Source organism: Streptomyces sp. NPDC059003 (assembly GCF_042740445.1).
Lineage (GTDB): Bacteria > Actinomycetota > Actinomycetes > Streptomycetales > Streptomycetaceae > Streptomyces.
The window spans coordinates 11,929-35,374 of record NZ_JBHYJH010000099.1; the positions used below are offsets into that span (position 1 = coordinate 11,929).

General features: G+C 70.2%; 23 protein-coding genes, 1 pseudogene and 1 riboswitch. Of the genes and pseudogenes, 16 read left to right on the forward strand and 8 right to left on the reverse strand.

The features are described 5' to 3' along the window. Positions 1-344 precede the first annotated feature (344 nt). From glnII to ACFWZ5_RS29110, 3 genes are all read right to left on the reverse strand, one after another. Positions 345-1,382 (reverse strand): glutamine synthetase, encoded by a 1,038-nt coding sequence (gene glnII / locus ACFWZ5_RS29100; protein WP_384793810.1) that lies wholly within the window; start codon positions 1,380-1,382, stop codon positions 345-347. A 203-nt stretch (positions 1,383-1,585) separates the two neighbouring features. Then, entirely contained in the window at positions 1,586-2,056 is a 471-nt protein-coding gene (locus tag ACFWZ5_RS29105; RefSeq protein ID WP_384793813.1) for a hypothetical protein, read from the reverse strand. A 100-nt stretch (positions 2,057-2,156) separates the two neighbouring features. Further along, a complete protein-coding gene (locus ACFWZ5_RS29110) occupies positions 2,157-2,540 on the reverse strand; it encodes an arsenate reductase family protein (RefSeq protein ID WP_384793816.1) in 384 nt (127 codons plus the stop codon). Positions 2,541-2,706: 166 nt separating this feature from the next. Here ACFWZ5_RS29110 and ACFWZ5_RS29115 point away from each other — a divergent pair, with 166 nt between their 5' ends. Continuing rightward, positions 2,707-3,042: a hypothetical protein gene (locus ACFWZ5_RS29115; protein WP_384793819.1), complete on the forward strand. Its 336-nt coding sequence runs from the start codon at positions 2,707-2,709 to the stop codon at positions 3,040-3,042. Positions 3,043-3,318: 276 nt separating this feature from the next. After that, a complete protein-coding gene (locus tag ACFWZ5_RS29120; RefSeq protein WP_384793822.1) occupies positions 3,319-4,656 on the forward strand; it encodes a DUF2252 domain-containing protein in 1,338 nt (445 codons plus the stop codon). A 26-nt stretch (positions 4,657-4,682) separates the two neighbouring features. Here ACFWZ5_RS29120 and ACFWZ5_RS29125 read toward each other — a convergent pair whose 3' ends face one another. Further along, positions 4,683-5,849: a haloacid dehalogenase-like hydrolase gene (locus tag ACFWZ5_RS29125; RefSeq protein WP_384793825.1), complete on the reverse strand. Its 1,167-nt coding sequence runs from the start codon at positions 5,847-5,849 to the stop codon at positions 4,683-4,685. 174 nt (positions 5,850-6,023) lie between these two features. Here ACFWZ5_RS29125 and ACFWZ5_RS29130 point away from each other — a divergent pair, with 174 nt between their 5' ends. The 9 genes from ACFWZ5_RS29130 (at position 6,024) to ACFWZ5_RS29170 (ending at position 14,247) form a co-directional block, all read left to right on the forward strand. Then, the gene (locus tag ACFWZ5_RS29130) at positions 6,024-6,896 is read left to right on the forward strand and encodes a helix-turn-helix domain-containing protein (protein ID WP_384793828.1); all 873 of its coding nucleotides are present in this window, start codon (positions 6,024-6,026) and stop codon (positions 6,894-6,896) included. Positions 6,897-6,901: 5 nt separating this feature from the next. Next, positions 6,902-7,339 (forward strand): VOC family protein, encoded by a 438-nt coding sequence (locus ACFWZ5_RS29135; protein ID WP_384793831.1) that lies wholly within the window; start codon positions 6,902-6,904, stop codon positions 7,337-7,339. A 13-nt stretch (positions 7,340-7,352) separates the two neighbouring features. Continuing rightward, a riboswitch (cobalamin riboswitch) is annotated at positions 7,353-7,537 on the forward strand. Positions 7,538-7,628: 91 nt separating this feature from the next. Next, entirely contained in the window at positions 7,629-8,645 is a 1,017-nt protein-coding gene (locus ACFWZ5_RS29140; protein WP_384793834.1) for an ABC transporter substrate-binding protein, read from the forward strand. A 62-nt stretch (positions 8,646-8,707) separates the two neighbouring features. Further along, a complete protein-coding gene (locus ACFWZ5_RS29145) occupies positions 8,708-9,739 on the forward strand; it encodes a FecCD family ABC transporter permease (RefSeq protein ID WP_384793837.1) in 1,032 nt (343 codons plus the stop codon). A 113-nt stretch (positions 9,740-9,852) separates the two neighbouring features. Beyond that, on the forward strand, positions 9,853-10,671 hold the full coding sequence (locus ACFWZ5_RS29150) for an ABC transporter ATP-binding protein (protein ID WP_384793880.1): 819 nt from the start codon (positions 9,853-9,855) through the stop codon (positions 10,669-10,671). Continuing rightward, a complete protein-coding gene (locus ACFWZ5_RS29155; RefSeq protein ID WP_384793840.1) occupies positions 10,668-11,105 on the forward strand; it encodes an MmcQ/YjbR family DNA-binding protein in 438 nt (145 codons plus the stop codon). Before ACFWZ5_RS29150 ends, ACFWZ5_RS29155 begins: the two co-directional genes overlap by 4 nt. Before the next feature lie 103 nt (positions 11,106-11,208). Beyond that, on the forward strand, positions 11,209-11,637 hold the full coding sequence (locus tag ACFWZ5_RS29160; protein ID WP_384793843.1) for an Rrf2 family transcriptional regulator: 429 nt from the start codon (positions 11,209-11,211) through the stop codon (positions 11,635-11,637). Between the two features lie 198 nt (positions 11,638-11,835). Beyond that, the gene (locus tag ACFWZ5_RS29165; RefSeq protein WP_384793846.1) at positions 11,836-13,029 is read left to right on the forward strand and encodes an MFS transporter; all 1,194 of its coding nucleotides are present in this window, start codon (positions 11,836-11,838) and stop codon (positions 13,027-13,029) included. 285 nt (positions 13,030-13,314) lie between these two features. Continuing rightward, positions 13,315-14,247 carry a hypothetical protein gene (locus tag ACFWZ5_RS29170; RefSeq protein ID WP_384793849.1) on the forward strand — a complete coding sequence of 311 codons (933 nt, stop codon included), beginning with the start codon at positions 13,315-13,317 and terminating at the stop codon, positions 14,245-14,247. A gap of 76 nt (positions 14,248-14,323) precedes the next feature. On the opposite strand, the gene ACFWZ5_RS29175 is transcribed toward ACFWZ5_RS29170, so the two are convergent. Beyond that, positions 14,324-14,776, reverse strand: coding sequence for a tyrosine-type recombinase/integrase (locus ACFWZ5_RS29175; protein WP_384793852.1), 453 nt, complete (start codon positions 14,774-14,776; stop codon positions 14,324-14,326). Between the two features lie 149 nt (positions 14,777-14,925). On the opposite strand from ACFWZ5_RS29175, the pseudogene ACFWZ5_RS29180 reads away from it, so the two are divergent. Continuing rightward, positions 14,926-16,344: pseudogene (locus tag ACFWZ5_RS29180) on the forward strand (relaxase/mobilization nuclease domain-containing protein); the annotation flags it as partial. A 55-nt stretch (positions 16,345-16,399) separates the two neighbouring features. After that, positions 16,400-16,792 carry a hypothetical protein gene (locus tag ACFWZ5_RS29185; protein ID WP_384793854.1) on the forward strand — a complete coding sequence of 131 codons (393 nt, stop codon included), beginning with the start codon at positions 16,400-16,402 and terminating at the stop codon, positions 16,790-16,792. Between the two features lie 40 nt (positions 16,793-16,832). Here ACFWZ5_RS29185 and ACFWZ5_RS29190 read toward each other — a convergent pair whose 3' ends face one another. Both ACFWZ5_RS29190 and ACFWZ5_RS29195 read right to left on the reverse strand, forming a co-directional pair. Beyond that, the gene (locus ACFWZ5_RS29190) at positions 16,833-17,651 is read right to left on the reverse strand and encodes a class I SAM-dependent methyltransferase (RefSeq protein WP_384793857.1); all 819 of its coding nucleotides are present in this window, start codon (positions 17,649-17,651) and stop codon (positions 16,833-16,835) included. Beyond that, a complete protein-coding gene (locus ACFWZ5_RS29195; RefSeq protein WP_384793860.1) occupies positions 17,648-18,982 on the reverse strand; it encodes a helix-turn-helix domain-containing protein in 1,335 nt (444 codons plus the stop codon). The genes ACFWZ5_RS29190 and ACFWZ5_RS29195 overlap by 4 nt, the downstream gene beginning before the upstream one ends. A 104-nt stretch (positions 18,983-19,086) precedes the next feature. On the opposite strand from ACFWZ5_RS29195, the gene ACFWZ5_RS29200 reads away from it, so the two are divergent. From ACFWZ5_RS29200 to ACFWZ5_RS29210, 3 genes are all read left to right on the forward strand, one after another. Then, complete coding sequence (locus ACFWZ5_RS29200; RefSeq protein ID WP_384793863.1) at positions 19,087-19,545, forward strand: ATP-binding protein; 459 nt, start codon at positions 19,087-19,089, stop codon at positions 19,543-19,545. A gap of 449 nt (positions 19,546-19,994) precedes the next feature. Beyond that, on the forward strand, positions 19,995-21,110 hold the full coding sequence (locus ACFWZ5_RS29205) for a hypothetical protein (protein WP_384793866.1): 1,116 nt from the start codon (positions 19,995-19,997) through the stop codon (positions 21,108-21,110). Next, positions 21,107-21,463 (forward strand): ASCH domain-containing protein, encoded by a 357-nt coding sequence (locus ACFWZ5_RS29210; protein WP_384793869.1) that lies wholly within the window; start codon positions 21,107-21,109, stop codon positions 21,461-21,463. The genes ACFWZ5_RS29205 and ACFWZ5_RS29210 overlap by 4 nt, the downstream gene beginning before the upstream one ends. A gap of 891 nt (positions 21,464-22,354) precedes the next feature. Here ACFWZ5_RS29210 and ACFWZ5_RS29215 read toward each other — a convergent pair. Beyond that, positions 22,355-22,705 (reverse strand): hypothetical protein, encoded by a 351-nt coding sequence (locus ACFWZ5_RS29215; protein WP_384793875.1) that lies wholly within the window; start codon positions 22,703-22,705, stop codon positions 22,355-22,357. Between the last annotated feature and the right edge of the window lie 741 nt (positions 22,706-23,446).

Below are 23,446 nucleotides of genomic sequence, written 5' to 3' on the forward strand. Positions count from 1 at the left end.
AGGACGTACGTCGTGCGCGTCAGGCCGGAGGCCGGGGAACGGCTTTAGAGGGCCCGCGCGTTCAGCGCGCGGCAACACACCCGGTCGAAGTCGTGATGCTGCCGGGAAGGCCAGAAGGGCTCAAGGTCATCATGACCCGTCGCGGTGTTCTGGAAGCTGCCCATGGCCCCATTGAAGCAGATGGGAGCGGGTCCGGCGGATCCCTCTCGTACGTTGATACGCCGTCTTGGCATGCGGATGGCGTGAAGTGGGGCCCTTGACAAGGGGCGTTGAGCAGCAGGAAAGGGGCGCCCACCGCAGCGGCGGGCGCCCCTCATGAAATCCGGCACAACGGATGGAACGGGTCAGACCTGACCGGCCTTCTCCAGGGCCGCGCAGCAGGTGTCGACGAGCAGCCGGGTCACCACGTACGGGTCGACGTTGGCGTTCGGACGGCGGTCCTCGATGTAGCCCTTGCCGTCCTGCTCGACCTGCCACGGGATGCGGACGGACGCGCCGCGGTCGGAGACGCCGTAGCTGTACTCGTTCCACGGGGCCGTCTCGTGCAGGCCGGTGAGGCGGTCGTCGATGCCCGCGCCGTAGTTCTTGACGTGGTCCATCGGCTTGGAGCCCTCGCCGAGCGACTCGCACGCGGTGATGATCGCGGCGTAGCCCTCGCGCATCGCCTTCGTGGAGAAGTTCGTGTGCGCGCCCGCGCCGTTCCAGTCGCCCTTGACCGGCTTGGGGTCGAGGGTCGCGGAGACCTTGAAGTCCTCGGCGGTGCGGTAGAGCAGCCAGCGGGCCACCCACAGCTGGTCGGAGACCTCGAGCGGGGACAGCGGGCCGACCTGGAACTCCCACTGGCCCGGCATGACCTCGGCGTTGATGCCGGAGAGGCCGAGGCCCGCCTTGAGGCAGTTGTCCAGGTGCGCCTCGACGACGTCACGGCCGTGGATCTCGTCCGCGCCGACGCCGCAGTAGTAGCCGCCCTGCGGGGCCGGGAAGCCGCCGGCGGGGAAGCCGAGCGGGCGGTCGCCCTCGAAGAACGTGTACTCCTGCTCGATGCCGAAGATCGGCTCCTGCGCCGCGAACCGCTCGGCGACCTCGACGAGCTGCGCCCGCGTGTTGGAGGAGTGCGGGGTCATGTCCGTGTTCAGGACCTCGCACAGGACCAGGATGTCGGCGCCGCCGCGGATCGGGTCCGGGCAGGAGAAGACCGGCTTGAGCACGCGGTCCGAGGCGTGGCCCTTCGCCTGGTTCGTGGACGAGCCGTCGAAGCCCCAGATCGGCAGGTCGGCCACCGTGCCCGGCCGCTCGGCGCCCGTCAGTATCTTCGTCTTCGAGCGGAGCTTGGCGGTCGGCTCGGTGCCGTCGATCCAGATGTACTCAGCCTTGAAGGTCACGGGCCTCATCCTTAAAACACTAGGTACGGCGCAGCGGTGCGGGTGCTGTGGGCCGCGGTGATGTCCGGCAGCCTGTCAACGCGCGATTTCCCGTCGGTTGCCCGTTTGTGAACCCGGTGTTACCTGGGACGACAGTGACCAGTGTCACGCACGGGCCGCTGTGCGCGGGCTGTGCGAGGGGCTGTTCCGGGCCGCGCGCCGGGCTACTTGATGACCGCGTTGGCCCCCGCGATGAGCAGCCCGATCGTCGCGTCCGCGAGGCCGATGAGCACGGCCGACGACCGGCGGTAGCCCACGCGCAGCGCGGCGAACGTGCCCCAGCCGAAGAGCAGGCCCGCGTTCAGGATCAGGCCCGCGTACGTGACGTCCTCCTCGGGCCAGCCCACGATCCCGGCCGTCACCAGGAGCGCGACGGTCGGCCAGCAGGCGATCACCACCGGCCACTCGTCGGCGAGCGTCCAGGCGAGCTGGCGCCAGCGGTGGATGCCGCTGCCCGGCTTGTGCGTCGCCATGTGGTGGGCGTAGCCGTGCGCGAGCGCGGCCGTGCCCGCGGTGACCATGACCCAGGCGGCGTCGTAGTACGGCGTGAAGCGCTCGCCCTCGGACTGCAGGGCGGCGAGCAGCGCGCTCGCCAGGACCGTGCCGTATACGCCCTTGGACATCCAGCTCCGCACGGCGCGCTCCTCTCTCGCGTCCCGGGCCGCGGCCGGTCCGGCCCGGGTGGAGCGCCCAACCCTACGTACGGAAGCAGTGGGGAATGTAACGGTTTGCCCGCTATCGCCGATCGGTCTTCCGTGCCAGCGCGTCCCGTACCGCCTCCTCCGTGCGGGCCACCACCGCCGTGCCGTCGTCGGCGGTGATGATCGGCCGCTGGATGAGCTTCGGGTGAGCGGCGAGCGCCTCGATCCAGGCGTCGCGCCCGGAGGCGTCGCGCGGCCAGCGCGCGCGGTCCTTCAGGTCGAGCTCCTTGGCGGCGGCCTCCTGGGTGCGCGTGATGTCCCAGGGTTCGAGGCCGAGCCTGCCGAGCACGGCGCGGATCTCGTCGGCGGTCGGCACGTCCTCCAGGTAGCGGCGCACCGTGTAGTCGGCGCCCTCGGCGTCGAGCAGCGTGAGGGCGCCGCGGCACTTCGAACAGGTGGGGTTGATCCAGATCTCCATGCCGCACACGCTACCCCTGAACCATCCGTCCCACGGACCCTCAAACCCCTTCTGGCCAGGGGAGATTGCCGTTCTTGGCAGCGGCCGTTGTCAGTGCCGGGACGTAGAATGGAAGCAATGTTCGAGGGGGCCCGCGAGGGTTCCCCACCGCGACAGGAGGATGCCTGTGCCCGCTGCCGCAGTCCCGTCCCAGCACACCGCCCCTCGCTCCCGGAAGACCACGAACCGCCGCCGTGCGACGCAGCCGGCGCTCCTCGACATGCCGTACGTGCCGCTGGCCAAGCGGCCGCTGCCGCCCGGCCGGCCGCGCGACTGGTACATCACGCACAACCGCCGCCTCAAGGCCATGCGGCTCGCCATCGCGCTGCTCGACACGGGGGTGTACGTGGCGAACCAGGCGTCCAACGCGCGGATACGGTCGATGGCGGAGACGGTGGGCATCCACCCGCCGTCGGACACGACGTGCCACATGGTGCGAGCGCTGATCCGGTACTCGCGCTAGGGGCTCCGCCCCTTGGACCCCTTTTATCCGCGCTGCGCGCTCGTCCTCAAACGCCGGACGGGCTGGATCTTCCGGCAGGATTCAGCCCCTCCGGCGTTTGAGGAGCGGGGGTCTGGGGGCGGAGCCCCCAGGTCGGGAAGGGGCGGGATTGGGGAACCCCCCGTTAGGGCCCCGCACCCGCACCGATCACCCGTTCGGCGGACCCGGCATGCGCGCACGCCCCCCGCCGCATTTGCTGCTCTAGAGGCGCGAGAGAGGGGCAGAGAGGGGATCGCCATGAGCACGCCGGCCGAGCGCGCGGAGCGGGGCAGGGCGGCCCGCAAGCGCGCCTCCCGCTCGTCGCACGGCGCCTGGATCCCCTCGGCCGACCGCCCCGACCCGGTCGCCGTCCTCGAACGGCAGGCCGCCGACCGCCTCCACGACCTGCTGCCCATCCGCTACGGCCGGATGTCCGCCTCGCCCTTCGCCTTCCTGCGCGGCGCCGCCGCCGTCATGGCGGGCGACCTCGCCGCCCAGCGGCACACCGGCCTGACCGTCCAGCTCTGCGGCGACGCCCACCTGCTGAACTTCGGCGTGTTCGCCTCGCCCGAACGCCGGCTCCTGTTCGACCTCAACGACTTCGACGAGACCTACCCCGGCCCCTTCGAGTGGGACGTCAAACGGCTCGCCGCCAGCGTCGCCGTGGCCGCCCACGAGACCGGGCACGGCGACGACAAGGCCCACGACGCGGCGCTCGCCGCCGTCACTGCGTACCGCAAGGGCATCCGCCGCCTGGCCCGCAAGGGCGAACTCGACGTCTGGTACGAACGCATCGACACCGACGACCTGCTGCCCCTGATCGCGTCCGCCCGCGACCGCCGCCGCACCGCCGAGCGCCTCGACCGCGCCCGCCGCCGCACCAGCCTCCAGGCCCTCGGCAAGCTCACCGAACTCGTCGACGGGCACCGCCGCATCATCCACGACCCGCCCCTGCTCGAACCCGCGGGCGCCCCCGACATGGCGGCCCTGCGCAAGATCTTCGGCGACTACCGCTCCACCCTCGCCGAGGAGCGCCGCCTGCTCCTCGACCGCTACCGCTTCGTCGACGCCGCGCGCAAGGTCGTCGGCGTCGGCAGCGTCGGCACCCGCTGCTTCATCGTGCTGCTCACCGGCCGCGACTCCGGCGACCCGCTGTTCCTCCAGATCAAGGAAGCCGTCCGGTCGGTCCTCGAGGAGCACCTGCCGTCCGGCCCCTACGTCCACCCCGGCCACCGCGTCGTCTCCGGCCAGCGTCTGCTGCAGGCCGCGGGCGACATCTTCCTCGGCTGGATGACGGGACCCCAGGGCCGCGCCTACTACTGGCGCCAGCTCCGCGACATGAAGGGCTCCGTCGACATCGCCGACCTCGGCCCCGCCGAACTCCTCGGCTACGCCCGCCTCTGCGGCTCCGCCCTCGCCCGCGCCCACGCCCGCTCCGGCGACCGCATCGCGATCGCCGCGTACCTGGGCGGCAGCGACACCTTCGACCGGGCGATAGCGTCCTTCGCGAGCCGTTACGCCACGCAGAACGCCAAGGACCACGAGGCCCTGACGAGCGCGATAGCCGCAGGCGTGATCGCGGCGAGCACCGGGTGAACCCGGGGGGACTTTGCGGATACGGCCTAGCCGATCTGCTCCGGCGTCACCGTCAGCCACCGCTTGTCCGCCGTCACGGGCTGCCCCAACTCCCGCTGGCGCGCCGCGTTCTCCCGCTTCATCCCGTCGAGCTGCCGCAGGTACTTCTCCTTGCGGTTGACCCACACGCGGACACCCCCGTGCCGCACGTCCGCCGAGTGGAACAGCATCGGGCCGTCGCTCACCGGCGTGTCACCGGCGACGAGGACCGGCTTCTTCCACTCGTCGATGTACGTGGAGATCGCCGCGGGCTTGCCCTGGTACCAGGTCAGCGGCGCCCACAGGTTCGGCGTCAGCTCGTACTTCGCGAGCCGCTTCCGGTCCTTGGGCGTGAAGCGGCCCTCCGCGATCTCCTTGCGGGAGCTGGTGACACGGCCCGTCTTCCGGTCCTTCAGCTGGAGCCCGACGCCGATGACGTTCTGCGGCTTCACGCCGTACCCGTACTTCGGGTCGGCGAGCACCATCCGCACCAGGTCCTCGCTCGCCGCGCTCACCACGTACACCTCGATGCCGTGCGCGCGCAGCGACTTGTACAGCTCCCGCATCCCGGGGAAGAACTCCGGCCGCTCGACCTCGGTCTTCGTCACCTTCCCGTTCTCGTAGTACGTCGCCGGGATCGGCTTGTCGTACGCCAGGAGCTCGTCGACGTACCCCTTGAGCTGCTTCAGCGTGAAGCCGGAGAAGATCTGTGCCGCCCACGGGTAGCAGACCTGGTCGTCGACCTCGCACAGCCGGTTGTAGTAGCTGTACAGGCTCTCCTTGTGCCCGGCCGTGTCCTTGAACGGGATGACCTTCAGGGACGGGGCCATCGACTCCCGCGTCAGGACGCCCTTCATCTCCAGGAACGGAAGCAGCGCCTCCTCCAGGTCGTGGCGGTACGTCGTGTTGTCCGCGTCGAAGACGGCGTACGCGCCCTTGTCCTCGTGCGCGGCGATGACCTTGCCGAGCTTCGCGGCGACCGGCTTCGGCCAGTGCTTCAGGCTGGCCGCGGCGGTACGGGCGAAGTCCGGCGCCTTCGCGGCCGCGTCGGCGTCCGCGCCCGGCCACACCGCGCCGCCCGCGAACACCGCCGCCGCGAGCGCCCCCGCCGCGCCGAGGAGCACCGGCTTGTACGTCGCGCCGGTCTTTGCACCGCTCTTTGCCCGTGTAGCCATGGTTTCCGTTCCCTGGATGCGAGGTCCGCCCCGAGCGGAGCGGCGGGTCATGCTACGAGGGCGGGGCCCCGGAATCCCATGAGCGATGTCACCGTGCGTGCCGGGCATGGGACAGCCCGGCGCGGGTAGCCGAGGGCCCGCGCGGACCCCGCGGGGGCGCACCACAATGGACCCATGGACCCCGCGTCGCGCGAGTTCGTCCGTGCCGTGCTCCCGCCGGAGCAGGGCGGCCTCGTCGTGTCCGCCGTGGGCTATCGCACCCGCGGCCAGCGGCCCGCGCTGCACCGCGGCCTGCCGTCCCCGTATCTGACGCTGATCTTCTCGCTCGACGGCCCCGTCGTCACCGGCTCCACCCCCGGCCAGGCCACGGGCCCGGGCGCCGCCCGCACCGAGATCGTCGTCGGCGGCCTGCACCAGAGCCCCGCGTACGTGGTTCAGCCCGAGCACGAGGCGGGCATCCAGCTGGCCCTGCACCCCCTCGCGGCCCGCGCGCTCCTCGGCCTGCCCGCCGCCGAGCTGACCGGGCGGCTCGTCACCGACGGCACGGACGTCCTCGGGCGGATGGTCGCCGACGTGCGCGAGCAGCTGTGCGCGGCCGACGGCTGGGACGAGCGGTTCGGGCGCCTCAACGCCTACCTGGCGCGCCGCGTGGCCGACGCCGGGTACGTGGGCGGGGTGCGGCCCGAGGTCGCCGAGGCCTGGGCCTGGCTCGCCCGGCACCGGGGCGCGGGCACCCTGCGGGGCCTCGCCGCGCACGTCGCGCTCAGCGAGCGCCGCCTGTCCGCCCTCTTCCGCGCCGAGACCGGCGTCACCCCCAAGCAGGCCGCCCGCCTGATGCGCTTCCAGCACGCGAAGGCGCGCGTGGTCCGCTCCTTCGCCGCGGGCGCGCCCCTGGACCTCGCCCGCGTCGCCGCCGACAGCGGCTACTACGACCACTCCCACCTGGTACGGGACTTCCACCAGTACACGGAGCTCAGCCCGAGCGCCTGGCTGGCCGAAGAGTGCCGGAATATCCAAGCCGGGGGACACCGCAACGGCGAAGACTGAGGCCCATGAACACCACCGAAACACCTCAGACCGGTAAGAACCTGCGCGCTCCGGACATCTGGCCCACCTTCATGGCTCACGACGCCCCCGCCCTGATCGACTTCCTCGTCGACACCGTCGGCTTCCTGCGCACCGCCGTGTACGAGGACGGCGGCCGCGTCGCCCACGCCCAGCTCGACTGGCCCGAAGGCGGCGGCGTCATGCTCGGCAGCCACGACCCGAAGGCGACCGACCGGTGCCGGGAGCCGGGGACGTTCGGCGCGTACGTCGTCACGGACCACGTCGACGCCCTCTACCGCCGCCTCACGGACGCCGGCGTGCGGGTCGTCCGCGAGATCGAGGACCAGCCGTACGGCAGCCGCGAGTTCATCGTCGCCGACCCCGAGGGCAACAAGTGGTCCTTCGGCACGTACCGCGGCGAACCCCGCCCCGACCAGCCGTGACGCTCGGCCGGGGTGATAGCTTGCGCACGCCAGTCGCACCCACACCTGGGTCGGGGAATCCGGTGGGAATCCGGAGCTGACGCGCAGCGGTGAGGGGGACGGGCGGGCCGACGGCCACTGGGCGTTCCATGCGCCCGGGAAGGCGGCCCGTCCGGACGAACCCGAGTCCGAAGACCTGCTGGCACCGCCGTCCGCGCGCCGGGTGGCGGGGTTTCGCAGACCAGGCTCCGCGTATGAGCCATGAGACCCGGGAAGTCCTGTGCCCTCACCCGTTCTTCGCGTACGTCGCGTGCGCCTTCCGGCCCTGCTCGCCGCGGGCCTCGTCCTCGTCACGGCCTGCGGCGGCCCCGCCGCGCGGGACGACGACCGGGCCGGGGCCGACGGCTATCCGGTGACCGTCACCGCCTGTGGCGAGAAGGTCCACGTGAAGTCCCCGCCCCGGCGCGCGGTCTCCCTCGACCAGGGCTCCACCGAGATCCTCCTCTCCCTCGGCCTCGCCGACCGCATGGCAGGCACCGGCACCTGGACCGACCCCGTCCGCCCGAACCTGAAGAAGGCCAACGCGAAGGTCGACCGGCTCGCCGACCGCTACCCGTCCCTGGAGAAGGTCCTCTCCAAGGAGCCCGACTTCGTCAGCGCGTCCTTCCTCTACACCGTGGGCAAGGGCGGCGTGGCCGACCGCGCCAAGTTCGCCGAACTCGGCGTGCCCGTCTACGTCTCGCCCACCGACTGCGCGGGCAAGGACAACTCCGGCGACGGCGACGGCAAGCGCGTGCGGACGCTCACCATGGAGACCGTCTACGGCGAGATCCGCGACCTGGCCAGGATCTTCGACGTCGAGGCGCGCGGCGAGCGGCTCGTCGCGGACCTCAAGGCCCGCACCGCCAAGGCGGCCCGCACGGTCAGGTCCTCCAAGGCGTCCGTCCTGTACTGGTTCTCCGACTCCAAGGCCCCCTACATCGCGGGCTGCTGCGGTGCGCCCGGCGTCATCACGCGCACCCTCGGCGTACGCAACGCCTTCGCCGACACCCGCGCCGAGTGGCCCCAGGTCAACTGGGAGACGGTGGTGGACCGCGACCCGGACGTCCTGGTCGTCGGCGACCTCACCCGCAAGGCCCAGTCGGCGGAGAGCGCCCGGCAGAAGATCGCGTTCCTGGAGTCCAACCCCGTCACGAAGAACCTCACGGCGGTGAAGAAGAAGCGGTACGTCCTGCTCAGCGGCCAGGCCCTGAACCCGACGATCCGCACGGTCGACGGCATCGAACAAGTCGCCGCGGGGCTGCGGAAGTTCGGCCTGGCGCGGTGAGCGCCGCCGTGCGCGAGGGGGACGCCGTGCGTGAGGGGGGCGCCGTGCGTGAGGGGGCGGCCGTGCGTGAGGGGGCGGGGGGAGCGTGGCGCGCGGGGCTGCTGTGGGCGGCGGGGCTCGCGGTGCTCCTCCTGTCCGTGGCGGTCGCCGTCACCATCGGCCCGGCCGACATCTCCGTCCCCGACGTGTGGGCGGCGGTGGCCGCGCACCTCGGCTGGGGCGAGCCGCGCCTGACCCCGCTGCGCGACGGCATCGTCTGGAACCTGCGCATGCCGCGCACCCTGCTCGCGGGCGTGTGCGGCGCGGGCCTCGCCGTGTGCGGTGCGGTCCTGCAGTCGCTGCTGCGCAACCCGCTCGCGGACCCGTTCGTCCTCGGCGTGTCCTCCGGGGCGTCCACGGGCGCCGTCGCGGTGGTGGTCCTCGGCGTCGGCGGGGGCGTCCTCACGCTGTCCACCGGGGCGTTCGCCGGCGCCCTGTGCTCCTTCGCGTTCGTCCTCCTGCTCAGCCGGGCCCTGGGCGGCACGACGGACCGCGTGGTCCTGTGCGGCGTGGCGGCGATGCAGCTGTTCTCCTCCGTCACGTCCTTCATCGTCCTGACGTCGGCGGACGCGGAGACGACGCGCGGTGTCCTGTTCTGGCTGCTCGGCTCGCTGAGCGGGGCGGGCTGGCCGGACGTGGCGGCGTGCGCGGCGGTGCTCGTCGTCGTCCTCGCGGTCTGCCTCGCCCATGCCCGTACGCTCGACGCGTTCGCCTTCGGCGAGGACGCGGCGGCGGCCCTGGGCGTGCACGTGACCCGGGTCCGTCTTGTCCTGCTCTGCGCGACCGCGCTCCTGACGGCGGCCCTGGTCAGCGCGGCCGGGGCGATCGGCTTCGTCGGCCTGACCCTGCCCCACGCGGCCCGCGCGCTCGTCGGGGCGACGCACGCACGGCTCCTGCCCGTGACGGCCCTGACGGGTGCGGTCTTCCTGATCTGGGTGGACACGCTGGCCCGTACGCTCCTGGACCCGCAGGAGGTGCCGGTGGGAGTGGTCACGTCACTGATCGGGGTCCCGGCCTTCGTCGTGGTGCTCTACCGCACGAGGAGGACGACGTGAGCGCTGGAGCGGACGACGTGAGTGCCGGGGCGGACGACGTGGGCGTCGAGGCGGGCGACGTGAGCGTCGGCGAGTGCGGCGTGGGGGCCGGTGAGTACGACAGGGGCGTCGGTGTGGGCGCCACGAGCAGCGGTCTGCGCGCCCGGCGGGTCTCCCGTGCGGCGGGCGGCCGCCTGATCGTGGACGGCGTCACCCTCGCACCCCGGCCCGGCACCGTGGTGGGCCTCCTGGGGCCCAACGGCTCCGGCAAGTCCACCCTCCTGCGGCTCCTGGCGGGCGTCCTGGCCCCCACGTCCGGCGTGGTCACCCTGGACGACGCGCCCCTGCGCGAGCTCGGCCGCCGCGCGGTGGCCCGCCGCCTCGCCCTGGTGGAACAACAGGCGGACACCCAGGTCGACCTGACGGTACGGGACGTCGTACGCCTCGGCCGCGTCCCGCACCGCCGCGCCTGGTCGCCCGGCACCGCCGAGGACGAGCGGGCCGTGACCGAGGCCCTGGCCCGCACCGCCCTGACCGACCGCGCCGGCCAGCCCTGGCACACCCTCTCCGGCGGCGAACGCCAGCGCGCCCACATCGCCCGCGCCCTGGCCCAGTCCCCCCGGGAGCTCCTCCTGGACGAACCCACCAACCACCTGGACATCCACCACCAGTTGGACCTCCTGACCCTGGTCGCGTCCCTCCCGCTCACGACCGTGGTCGCCCTCCACGACCTCAACCTGGCGGCGATGTTCTGCGACGAGATCCTGGTCCTGAAGGAGGGCAGGGCACGGGCGTACGGCACGCCGGCACAGGTCATCACGGAGGACCTGATAGCGGAGGTCTACGGCGTACGGGCCCGCGTGACCCCACCGGGGACCGGCGAGCACCCCCAGGACCACCCCACGATCACCTTCCTGCGCCTGTCACCGCCGCCCCCTACACTCCCCGGATGACCACGCACCCCGACGACGAGGTCCCGCCCGACGCCCTCACCCGCCTGCGCGCGATCTGTGGTCAACTCCCCGACGCGTACGAGGAGCAGGCCTGGATCGGCACGCGCTGGCGCATACGCGGCCGCACCTTCGCCCACGTCTACGTCACCGACCCCACGCGCCCCAGCTCCACGCACACCCACACCGCCGCCCCCACCACGACGCTCACCTTCCGCGCCCAGGGCGAGGAGCTGGCGGCCCTGACCCACGCGGGGCCGCCGTTCTTCCGCCTGGACTGGGGCGCGAACGTGGTGGGCCTGCGCCTGTACGAGGACACGACGGACTGGGCGGAGGTGGCCGAACTCCTCATGGAGAGCTACCGCCTCCAGGCCCCCAAGAAGCTCGCCGCGCTCCTCGACGACCGGGAGGACGGCCCGTCCAGCCCCGGCCGGTGAACCCGGGCCGGGGCTGGACAGACGCACACCTGTCGTAACAGAATCAGTTGCGACAGCTCCGCCGGTGTCACGTCCGGCGAAGATGCCGGTGCCGGGAGGGTCCATGAGTGCCAACAGCCGCATGACCGTGGCCACGCACGCGCTGACGTGGATGGCCCTGGTCTGCCCGAAGCGGCCCGACGGCATCGTGACGTCCGACCAGATCGCCGCCAGCGTCAACACCAACCCCGTCGTCATCCGGCGCACGCTCGGCAGCCTGCGCGACGCGGGCCTGGTCGTGTCGCAGCGGGGTCAGGGCGCGGGGTGGCGCCTCGCCCGTGAGCCCGACGCGATCACGCTGCGCGACGTCTACCTGGCGGTCGAGGCCGACCCGCTCATCGCGCTGCACCCCTCCACGCCCAACCAGGAGTGCCCGGTGGGGCGCGGCATTCCACCGGTGCTGCGGGGTGCGTACGACCGCGCGGAGGAGGCGATGAAGGCCGAGCTGGCCGGGGTCACCGTCGCCGACGTGCTCAAGGAGACGGTCGCCTGACCGACCCCCGCACGGGCCGGTCCGAGCGGACCGGCCCCTTTTGCGCCCACTGTCGTAACTAAACCTGTTACATCAAGCTCCATGGGCCTGGACCTGGGCCTGGACCTGGCCCTGGGCCCGAAACCGAACTCAAACCCGCCCCGAACTCAAACCCGACCCGACCCGAACCGAACCGCACGCACCGGAGGTCCCGTCCCCGTGTACCGCTCCCTCATCGTCCTCGCTGCCGGAATGTTCGCCATCGGCACCGACAGCTTCGTCATCGCCGGCATCCTGCCGGACGCGGCCGACTCGCTGGGCGTATCCGTCGGCACGGCAGGCTGGCTGCTCACCGCCTATGCCTTCACCTACGCCGTCCTCGGCCCCGTCATGGCCGCGCTCACCGCGCGCCGGTCCCGGCGCCCGCTGTTCCTCGCCGGGTTCGCGGTGTTCACCGCGGGCAACCTCGTCACCGCCTTCGTACCCGACTTCGGCGTGGCCCTGGTCGGGCGGGCGCTGGCCGGGCTCGGTGGCGCGATGGTCACGCCCGCCGCTGTCGCCGCGGCTGCCGCCCTCGCGCCGCCCGAGCGGCGCGGCCGCGCCATCGCCACCGTCATGACGGGCCTCAGCGCGGCGACGGCGCTCGGCTCGCCCCTCGGCACGGCGATCGGCAGCGTCACCGGCAACTGGCGCCTCACCATGGTGTTCGTCTCCGCGCTCGGCGTCCTCGCGGCCGCGGCCATCGCGCTGCTGCTGCCCACGATCCCCACGCCCCCGGCGGTCCCGCTGCGCGCCCGCGTGGCGCCCCTGGCCGACCGCCGCATCGGCCTGACGCTCCTCACCACGCTCCTCGTCTACACCGGCCTGTACACCGTCTACTCCTTCATAGGCGAGAGCCTCGACCGGGCCACGGACGGCAGCGGCACCACCCTGGCCGTCCTGCTCCTCGTCTGGGGCCTCGCCGCCACCGTCGGCACCCTCGGCTCGGGCGGCCTGATCGACCGCTTCGGCGGCCGGCGCATCATCAACACCGCGATCGCCGTGGCGGCCGTCGACTTCGCGCTGCTGCCGTGGACCAGCGCGCACCTGCCGTCCACCGTGGTGGCGCTGCTCGTCTGGGGCGTGTGCGGCTGGGGCCTGCTCGCCCCGCAGACCCACCGCCTGATCACGGCGATGCCGTCCGCGGCGCCCCTGCTCACCGGCCTCGCCTCGGCGATGGTCTACGTCGGCGTCTCGGCCGCCCCGCTCGTCGGACAGGCCGGAATGGCCTGGTTCGGCGCCCACTGGCTCGGCGCCGTCGGCGCGGTCTTCATCACCCTCGGCCTCGCCACGGCGGAGGCGTCCCACACCGTCATCCGCCGCGGAGCGGAGCACCGCCCCGCCCAGGCCCGCGAGGAAGCCCTGACCCGCTAGCCGAAGCGGGCGCGCAACGGGACGACGAAGGCCGCCACCGTGCAGGTGGCGGCCTTCAGCAGCATCCGTGGCTCGGATCGTCCCGGATCGTCCGCGGCTTAGATGTCGAAGTAGAGCTGGGAAACGCTCCTGACCTGCATTGATGCTGTTGTGTGGAGTGCTCCGGTGCACTAAAGGTGCACATGGCGGTAGTCAACGCGTAGGGACGTGGAGCAGCCAGCCCCGCGATCTGCAGCGGTACTGTGGCGCCCCAATTGCTGTCAATATCATTGGGAGTGCGGCACGTTGACGATCTCTGAACCGCGAACAGAGCAGGCTCACGCGGCGATGGGTGGCGCCACGGCTGAGCTTCCTCCTCAGCAGGCGGGCCTGACGGGGGCTGGGCTGATCCAGATCATGGGCGCAGTTTTCACTACCCTGGCGCTTGGGTTTTCCGTCATCCTGTACGCCTCAGTCGATGGCTTCTACCGGCAGTTCGAAGGCATGCCTCTCGAGTGGGCTGGCCTAGACGCGTCAACCCTGCTGTGGCGTGTGGCGCCGATGGCGCTCATTGTGAGCTTCATGCTGACTGTGGTCAGCGGTCTCTTTGCCGCCCTCGTGATGTGGCTTGCCCAGGCGCCGACGGACGGAACGCTGGGCGGCTTCCTGCGCTTCGTACGGAAGCACATGTGGGTCCGAACCGCCCTGCTCGCCTTGCCATCCGCCCTATTGATCAGTATTCCGGCATTCGGCGAGGGCCAGTTGGTGTCCGACGGCGCCGGAGCCGCCATGCTGCTGATCTTCTGGTGGCTCCTGTTTGGGCTTGCGGTCGGAGTGGTTCCCCTTGTGGTGCCGCAACGCTTCCACCGTCCTGCCCGTGTAGCTGTCGCCCTGGCGATGGCCCTGAGTATCAGCGGTCTCTGGGTAGTGGGAGTGATGGAGGAACGCGGCGCGCGAATCGTACGTACCGGGCAGGTCGGTTTCGCCGAGCAGGCCATGGGGCTTCGCTTCCAATATGTTCGTGTGACGGTGGCCAAGATGCCGGGGCATCCAACTGAGGAGCCGTTTTTCGCCCTCTACCTCGGTGAATCTGGAGGCATCCACACCGTGTATGACTGCAGCCGAGGTGAGCTAAGGAGACTTCCTGTCCCCTCGGTTCGGTTGGCGGTCGACATGGATGACCGGGCCGCTGCGGCAGTGCAGTGGTCCTGCCAAGCCCGGCGTCACAGTGCTGATTGACGCCGAGGTTCGGCAGTCCTGAGCGGCGCTCGGCGATAGACCTGCTGACGTGTGATGAGGCAAGGCCCCTGCTGTGTCAGGCTGCGGTTCTGTAGCGCTTGCCAACGGCCTTGCGCGCCCTATCCACGGCGCCAGACACCCGGTGTACGTACCGTCGCAGCGTGAACGCCGGGTCCTCATGACCGAGGAGGTCCGCGAGGGTGTAAACGTCAACGCCCTCGTTGATCGCCTCGGAGGCGAAGAGATGCCGTAAGGCATGCATCATCTTGTCGAGGCACTCTTCCCACTTGCAGCCCTTGCCAACGGGCTTGTCGTTGAGGGCCTTCACCACGCCGATCGCCTCCAGGGCGCTCTTCCAGTGGTAGTTGAAGTAGTTCTTGTTCAGCGCCTTCCGCTCGCGCGTGGTGAACACGAGGCGCACAGTGACCGGATCGCCGTCCGTCGTCATCCACGGCAGGGTGATTTCGACCGGCGGGTACGTGCGCATGTGCTCGGAGAGCAGCAAGGCCAACTCGTCGTCGACTGGCACGAACCGGTCCTTGAGGTCGTCCCCCGTGCCGCCCTTCGGCGGGGCGAACACCAGCGTGCCGCGATCGTGCGTGATCTGGCGGCGGACATGGGCGACCTTGTCCTTCTGCAGCCAGTCGACGTCCTCGGGGCTGAAGCCGAAGATCTAGTACCGCACCCGGTGATCGATACCTGACCGACGCCGAGTGGGCCGAGGTCGCCCGCCGCATCGTCGCCGCCACCGGCATCGCCCCCGAGGGCGACGACCAGGCATGCCGGTGGATCGCCGTACGGCACGCGGACGACCACATCCACATCCTCGCCACCACCATCCGCGCTGACGGGCGCCGCCCGCGCACCAACCGCGACGGGCAGCGAGCGCAGCGCGAATGCCGCAAGATCGAGGCCGAGTTCGGCCTGCGTCAGCTCAAGTCCGGTGACCTGACCGCACCCAAGACGCCCACCGGCGCCGAGCGAGCCAAGGCCGAACGCCTCGGCCAGGACAAGGCGACGCGGGAGTGGCTGCGCGAACGCGCGTACGCGGTCGCCGCCGCTGTGCACAGCACCGACGACTACTTCACCGTGCTCCCGTCGCTCGGCATCCAGGTCAAGCAGCGCGTCAGCGCCAAGACCAACAAGGTGGACGGCTACAGCCTGGCCGCCCCCGGCGACACCATCTTCTTCGGCGGCTCCAAGCTCGCCCCCGACCTGTCCTACAGCCGCCTGGCCGAGCGCCTGCCCACCCAGGACGTGATCGACCGACCGCAGCAGGTGGCGGACCCGGCCGACTCGTGGCGCCGTACGGAAGCCGCCGTGCGCACAGCCCGCACCGTCGTCGACTCAGGCGACGACGCCAGCACCCAGGGCCACCTGGACGCCTTCGCCGACACCTTGCACAACCTGGCCCGCGCCCTTCCCGGCCCGCACCAGCTCGAACTGCAAGCAGCAGCAACGGCGTTCAACCGGGTGCGCCGCTCCGCTATCCGGGCCGACCACCAAGCCGCCACCGAACTCCGCCAGGCTGCCAGGGAGCTCGCCCACGCCGCCAACGTTCCGGGTGGCCTCGCCATCGCCCTCCTCTTCACCGCCCTGCACCTGGCCCGTGCCGCCGCCAAGTGGCACGAGCAACGCGGCCACGAACAGCAAGCAGCGGCAGCCGAAGAAGCCTTCCGCCATCTCCAGGCGACCTACCGCCACACCGCCGAGCCCGTCCTAGCGGACCTCGCCCAGCGCGCCCCTCGCCCCCACATCGTGAAGGGCTTCGAGACCGCCGTACGCCAAGCTGCCCCTGACCACGCCGACCGCATCCTGGCGGACGCCGCTTGGCCCGCCCTGGCCACCACCCTTGCCCGCGCGGAAACCGCCGGTCACAACGCCCGGCGCCTCCTCGCCGAGGTTGTCGCCGAGCGCAAACTCGACACGGCCGCGCGTCCCGCCGAGGTCCTCAACTGGCGGATCACTGCTCTACCGAACAGGCGCGCGCAGGCCGTCCGTGCGCAGAGCAGCCGCAATCCGGGCACGTCGCGGGCCGCCGCTGCGGCACCAGCCACATACGAGCCACCGCGATCGCGCCCTCATCGAACCCGGTGAGCCATAGCCACCCACCAGCACCAGACGATCACACGACAACCACGAGGAACCGCCCATGCCCCAGCCCTCCATCCGCCCCGACGTCGTCATCCTCCTCACCGATGCGGACCCCTCCCGCTACGGCACTGTTCACCACAACCACCGTGACGGGACTCCGTTCACTGCCGCCGAAGTGGAGCTGATCTCCACCGCCACGCAGGCAGAGATAGACGCCGCGGCCGCACAGACACTCCTGGAAAGCGACTGGGTGGCCGAACTCCCCTCGCTGCAAAAGGCGCGCGATGCCCTGATCACAAAGTACATAGACCAGGTCCCCGGCCCCCTGTTCTCGATCAGCGACATCTGCGGTGTGATGACCGACGTTGACCAGGCGGAGTTCAAACGGCTGGTCGAGGCCATCAAGGTGCGGGAACTCTTCCGACGCCACCCCGAGCGCGGACGGGACTGACCCGCCGCACGGACACCACTCACATGCTCGTCTGCCGCAGCTAGCGGCGGCAGACGAGCATGCCGCCCAGGCAGTGGATCTCGAATGCCCCATGCCGGGCGATGTGTTCGTCCAGGATGGTGCGGGCCCGCTCGATCGTGGCCTCGAAGGGCACGTCGTGCTGGTCTGCCCACGCTTGGTACGAGGCCATGTGCGCCACCACCGGTCCGGCATCGCGGACCGTGATGGTGCCAGGCAGTTCGATCGTCTCGACGTGGCCGAACTCCTCGCCGAGGAAGGCCGGCGCCTTCTCCAGAGAGAACCGGGCGCTGAGGGAGATCCGCGCGGGACCGCGCCCGGTGCCGAGGACATCACCGGCCGCGCGCATCCACAACTCGTCCAGCTCGGCCTTGTCGCGGTCGCTGTTCGTAGACGCGATCAGCAGGCCGTCGGCGGTCACGACGCGGGCAAGCTCGCGCACCGCCCGGGCAATGTCCGAAGCGTGGTAGAGCATGTGCAGCGCCAGGGCGGCGTCCACGCTCGCCGTGGCCAGCGGGAGCCTCGCCACGTCCGCCACCGCGACCGCGCCGGGCACGTCGGGGAGAATGCCGGGCGCGATATCCAAGCCCAGAAGTTCGACATCAGGTCGGTCCTGACGCAGGCGCTTGATGAACTTGCCGTTCCCGCAGCCCACGTCGACGACCCGCCCGTGGACGGCGCTCAGCTGTTCGGTGACGATGCCGGGCAGGTCATGGCGAGGCATCTGCCACTGATAGAGGGACTGCCGGGCAGCCAGATCCCGGTCACCGTTGTAGGCGCTCCCGGCAAGGCGGTAGCGGTCGGTGACAGCGGCGTCGTGGGCGGCGGAGAGTTCGGTCACGTCGGCAGCTCCGGAGGACGGGCGGCAGGAGGGGCCGCGAGCACGGCCGTGTGCTGGATGCGCTCGTGCAGATGGGTCACTTGCGCAGCTCCACCGTACTGCCGCCCACCCAGCTCCCGGCCGAGATCAACCAACCGCCGCACGATGCTCGCCGACACCCGCTCCACAGGCGCCTCGAGAACGAAGCCGACCATCGCCTCGGTGCCATCGAGGTCGTCCAAAAGCATGTGGCCACGGGCGAGATCGAGGTGGGCGGCGAAGAGGTCACCGACCGACTGGTCGTCGGCCTCGGCGCTGCGGTAGAGCCGGATCGCCGTGTCCGCGCTGGCGATGGCCTGCTGCACATGGCCACGACCGCCGATGGCCAGATGCGTCGTCCCGGCATACGCGAACTGCTTGGCGGCGGGGAAGGCGAAGACTCCTGGAGCGTCGTCGTGCCCGAGCATCTCGTCGCGTGAGGACTCCGCGTCCGCCAGGGCGATTGTGGCGCCCGCCTTGTCGCCCGCTATCGCCAGCGAACGCGCCTCCAGGCTCGCAAGGCGGGCGCCAATGCTTCCCCCCGCTCGGTGCTGACGCCCCGCCTGGGCAAGCCGGGCCGCCTGCTCATAGCGCCCGGTCCAGTAGGCGATCAGCGATTCCACCGCCCGCACCCAGGCCAGCATCCCCTCATGCCCGGCCGCCTCGGCGCACGCGCGGGCGGTGCGGGCATGGGTGGCCGCCGAGTCGTAGTGCCCCAGATCCAGGCAGACGTGGGCGCATAGTCCGCACAGTCGTGCGGCAGAGACGTACAAGTCGCTGGTCTGCCGAGGCCGTTGGCGCCCGCGCAGCAGGCCGAAGGCGCCGTCCCGTAGCTGTCTGATTTCAACGTAGAGCTCCAGCAGAGGGTGGCTGACGTACGAGCGCGCGAGTCGCGCCACGTCGGCCTCCAGCTGCTCGACGACCACCTCGTCGGCGTTGCGCTGCGTGATGAACCTGGCGAACTCGGCCGACGACGAGGCGTCCGCCGATACGGCGCCGGCCACGGACCGCTCTGCGGGGCTCGGAACCGCCAGACCATCTGGGTTCTCCGCACCGTCCCCATCGCCACGACGCCGCTTGGTGAGCGCGACAGCGCGGTCAAGGACATCGACGTCGACCGTGAAGACCTGAGCCAAGTGGCTTCGGGTGTACGGGACCGGGATGCGCGCCTCACGCTCGTAGCGCCCGATCTCCTTGCCGGTCATTGCGGCACGGCCCTCTCGGGCGTTGTACTCGTCGGCGACCTTCTGCTGCGACCACCCACGCCCCTTGCGCAGTCCGAGGAGCAAGGCACCGATACCCGTGTCGCCCATCCCGTCTCCCCGGAGCATGTGGATCCTGGCCCCCATAGTGGCCCCCTGCTTGGCCCCCACGCTGGCTCCCGACCCAAACGAGCGACGGCGGTTGGCTGTTGGGCATGCTCAACAGACCACGCGATGAGCCGAATACCGACGAGCCGGATCACGCCGCAGGCGCCACGGTGCAGCGCGTGATGCTCTTTGCCCGGCGCAAGCTCTCCGCACGCGCAGCTCGCGAGTTCATCGCCGAGACCCTTACCCAGTGGGGCTGCGGCGACTGCCTCGACGACGTCCGTCTCTGCACGTCGGAACTCGTCACGAACGCGCTGCTGCACGGGACGTCGACCGACGATGTGATCCTCGTACGCGTCGAAATCCACGACGCCCAGCTACTCGTCGAAGTCCACGACGGCGGCGACGGCACACCCAGGCAACACCAAGTGCGGGACATTAGCGACAACGGACGCGGCCTGTTTCTGGTCGCCGCCATCGCCGACGACTGGGGCGTCGCAGCTCGTGAAGGACCCGGCAAACGCGTCTGGGCATCTTTCAAGGTCCCGGCGGTGACCTCATGCTGATCCCCATCCGCACCATCGAGCCGCGCACCCCGTGCCCTGGGCTGATCGCCTCCCTGGCGACCGCCACCTGGCTCGACAGCCGCCCCGCAGCCTGTACGAGACGTCCGCGATCATCGAGCAGCGCATGCGCGCCGTCGCGACCTCACTCCGCCTCGGCCCCGCACAGCACCACCACCCGACATCGGACCGCGCCTGCGCCCGCTCAGCCCGACCAACTCCGCCCTGCGCTTCAACGGAACCCCACACCGCAAGCGCATACCCGCAGGCAGACCCTGAGCCCTGCTTCTTCGCCAGCGCGCCCCGGCCGCCCTCGTGCTGGGCCTCGACGCCTTCTCGCGTGCCGCCGCACCCGCTGAGATCGACGCCTAGATCGACCGTGCCACGCTTCAGCGACGGCTCCTCTTCGGCCACACCCGGAACGAATGCTCCCCGACGCAAGGGAATCCGCCGTGACAGTGCACCCCGTCTCGCCGAACACCGTGCTCGCCAACGCCCTCCACCACGCCGAGGACGTCCTCACTCCACGCATTCTGGCCGGACCGCCGGAGCGGATCGTGCTGGTCGTCGGCACCCAGATCAACGGTGCCCCGCACCTCGGCACCTCCCTGGTCCAGTCCCTTGCCTTCGCCATGGCCGCCCGCCTCCGAAGCCGCTTCGGCCTGCCGACGGAAGTCCTCTTCAGCGCCCTCGACAACGCCCCCTGCGAGCTGACCACCGACCCGGCGACCGGCCACCGCTACCAGCGCGCCTACGCCCAGGCCCTCGGCGCCCGAGCCCTCACCGACCTCGTCGCCGCCCTGTACGACCCCCTGTTCACCGCGCTGTCCCGGCGCCTGGGCATCCCGTACCGCGTCGAGACGTACACACAGCAGCAGGCGGGCGAGCACTTCCGCCGCACCTGGTTACGGATCCTGCCGCGCATCGACGCCGCCCGCTGGTGGCTCGCCCCCTCGACGGGCACCCCACACATTCGCGTTCCGTGCCCGCATCTCGGATGCGGCTGGGCGGAGAAGTACGCCGAGCGCACGCAAGTGCACGCCAGCAGCCAAGAGGCCGCCTCGGTGACCGCTGTGTGCCTGCACCACGGCCCCTACGAGACGACCATCAAGCCGACCGCAGGCGCGTATCTGGACCTGGCCACCCTGTACCGCAACCTCGTCAAAGAACTCGCCCTGTCCAGCCCACGCGACACGCTCCACGTCATGGTCAAGGGCGGCGACTGGGTCTTCGGCTCCCACCTCGTTGACGGAGCCCTCCAGGCAGCCGGCCTCACACGAGCCCAGCTCCCAGCCCGACTCTTCTGCCCCCAGATCGTCACCGACACCGGCGCGAAGCTGTCCAAGTCCCTGATACGCGAGGGCCACGCGCCCTTGCCCGACGGCGCTGCTGACTGGATGCTCGACACCCGGCAGTGGCCCGGCTCGTTGCCCGAGTACGCCAAGCAACTGCTCGACCTGACCGAGACCCTGCTGTCCGACCCCCGCCACTTCTTCCGCTCGTACTCAGCTGCCGAGATCGGCCGCATGATGACGACACCAGCGCCCAGGAGCGTCCCCGCCCCATGACCGACACCACCGCCCGCGTCCGCGAACTCAACCTCTACCGCCAGTACTTCGACCTCGTGGCCGCGGGCACCAAGACCATCGAGGTGCGGGTGAAGTACCCGCACCTAGAGGACCTCACCGCAGGCGACACCATCCGCTTCCGTATCAAGGGCACCAACGAGACCTGTGAGGTCCGTGTCCTGCGCGTCACCGCGTATACGACGTTTGAGGCCCTCCTCGACGGCGAAGGCCCGGCCAACGTGAACCCGAGCGCGAGCCGCGACGAGCAGCTGGCCAACATCCGCTCCATCTATGGACCCGAGAAGGAAGCCCTGGGCGCCCTCGCCATCGAGATCGGACTCCTCGTGCCGTAACCAGTGGTGTTCGCTGCACCACCACTTCGCCAGTCAAACGGTACGAATGCGGAGTCTCGTGACCGCACCGTCTTGTGTCTCCTCAAAAGAGTCAGCGACCACTTCTACCTCGCTCGTAGGGTGAGATCTCAAACGACACGTGAGCTCCCTCGACGAGGAACCCAAGTGACCATAGGTAGCAATCAAGGCCAGAGACGAACTACTGCCCAGGCCGGCGGGAGCCGCAACGGCTCGGGGCAACCACGGTGGGCATGGTGGGTCGTCGGCATTGTCATCCCGGTCATCGGGATTCTCGTCACTCTGCTCGCCAGTGGCTCTGGTGATTCGCCCACCGAGTCTCGTGGAGACACGCCATCGACGCGCAGGGACTCCGCTTCAGGAAGTCAGCAAGTGCCGAGCCCAAAGCAGTTGTCGAAGATCATGTTTGGGCCGGAAGGGTTTGCAGTTGAGGTGAGCGCCTACGGATCGAACCTAGAGCTGGACTCTGCCAAGCCCATGGCGCTGTCTTCGGGCAAGGGGGCGGACCTGTCTGTGACGTCGGCCGCTGACGGCAGAGTCGCCAGCACGCGCTTCTTTGCACCACCCGCAGAGCACAGACTGGCGCCACTCCCGCAGGGATCACCCGAACCCAGTGCGGCGGAGTGCGGCCAAGCCGTGGAGCGGAACTCAACGTACGAGATCGACCGCTTGGATGCAGGACGGCAGTTCTGCATGTACACGGACGAAGGGCGTACGGCCTACGTCCGCGTGGTCTCAGCTCCAGCGGCTGGCCATGTCATCAAGATCGAGGTGACCGTCTGGGAGCTGGTTTCCTAAGCCTCGTCCGTTGCCCGCGCCCTACCGTCCGCTCGACCGCGAATGGTGGCCATGATCTGTGACCCCTTTAGCGGCTCACGCCGCCTGCTCGGGGTCACGCCACATGCGATAGATCCGCGCTGTGTCAGTGCCGTCGCTCAGCCGCTCTAGAGAAGGCTCGCAGTGGACCCCCACTCCCTCAAGGGCGAGTCGCAGCCTCATCAGTCGCCGAGTGCTGAGCCGAAGTCGCTGCGCCCCCTTCCACTCGGCAAAGGCCGCTTCGCCGTCCGGGGGTGGGCTCGTCCGCCAGGAATCAAAGACGAGACGGGCCGCAGCGTCCCTCCAGATGCCTGTCAGTTCACGGCGCGTGGCAGTGAACTCGGCGGCCTCGGCGATGCGTTCATGTACCAGGTTCACGGCGAGGCGCAGGTGATCGTTTTCGGACACGGTTATCCCCTTGGTCTGTTTTGAGTAGGGATTGCTTGGGGTGGCAACTAATTCAACGGCGCGCCGAATGGGGGCGTCAAGCGCTTCGCGTGAAAAGACGCCAAGTCTGACGTTTATGCAGGTCAGGGTGTGTCCGATTTAAAGTTGCGACGTTTTAGATTGACTTCCTCGTCGTCATTTTGTGCTGCGACCGTCAACATTTTGGATCGGCCGCCAATTTGACGGCGGGGCCATGAATTTTGATGGCGTGGCCGCCAAAAGGAGTGCAGCAGTGTGCAGCGGGAGAATCACGAGTCTGCTCGACACTGAGACCGAGATCATCGCCGCCTACCCGCAGGACCAGACCACCGGCAACCGAGGCAACACCGTGTGGTGCCCCTCTGCGGTGCCCGCCGTCGTCCGGTGCCGCGTTCAGCCGGAAACCATCAACGAGCCCGCCGTAGCCGGACCGGCCACCACCTATCGGGTGATCGCAGGGGATGCGCCCTCAGCTGCCCTAGTAGGCCGCAGTAGAGGTCCCACTGGCCGCCGAGCCAGCCAGAGCGGTCCGCACACAGTCCGCAAGGCACCTGATCAAGACCGTCGCGACCCGTCGTCAGCAATAGAGAAAGGGCCAGGTCAACGCCCCACAGTAATGATCGCTGCAGGTCGCGGACCCGGCCGATTATTTGGAGACGAAGAAGTCTTCTGAGCCGACGCTGAGCGTCACGCATGCGAGGGTCGTCACCTCCTCGGAGGTGA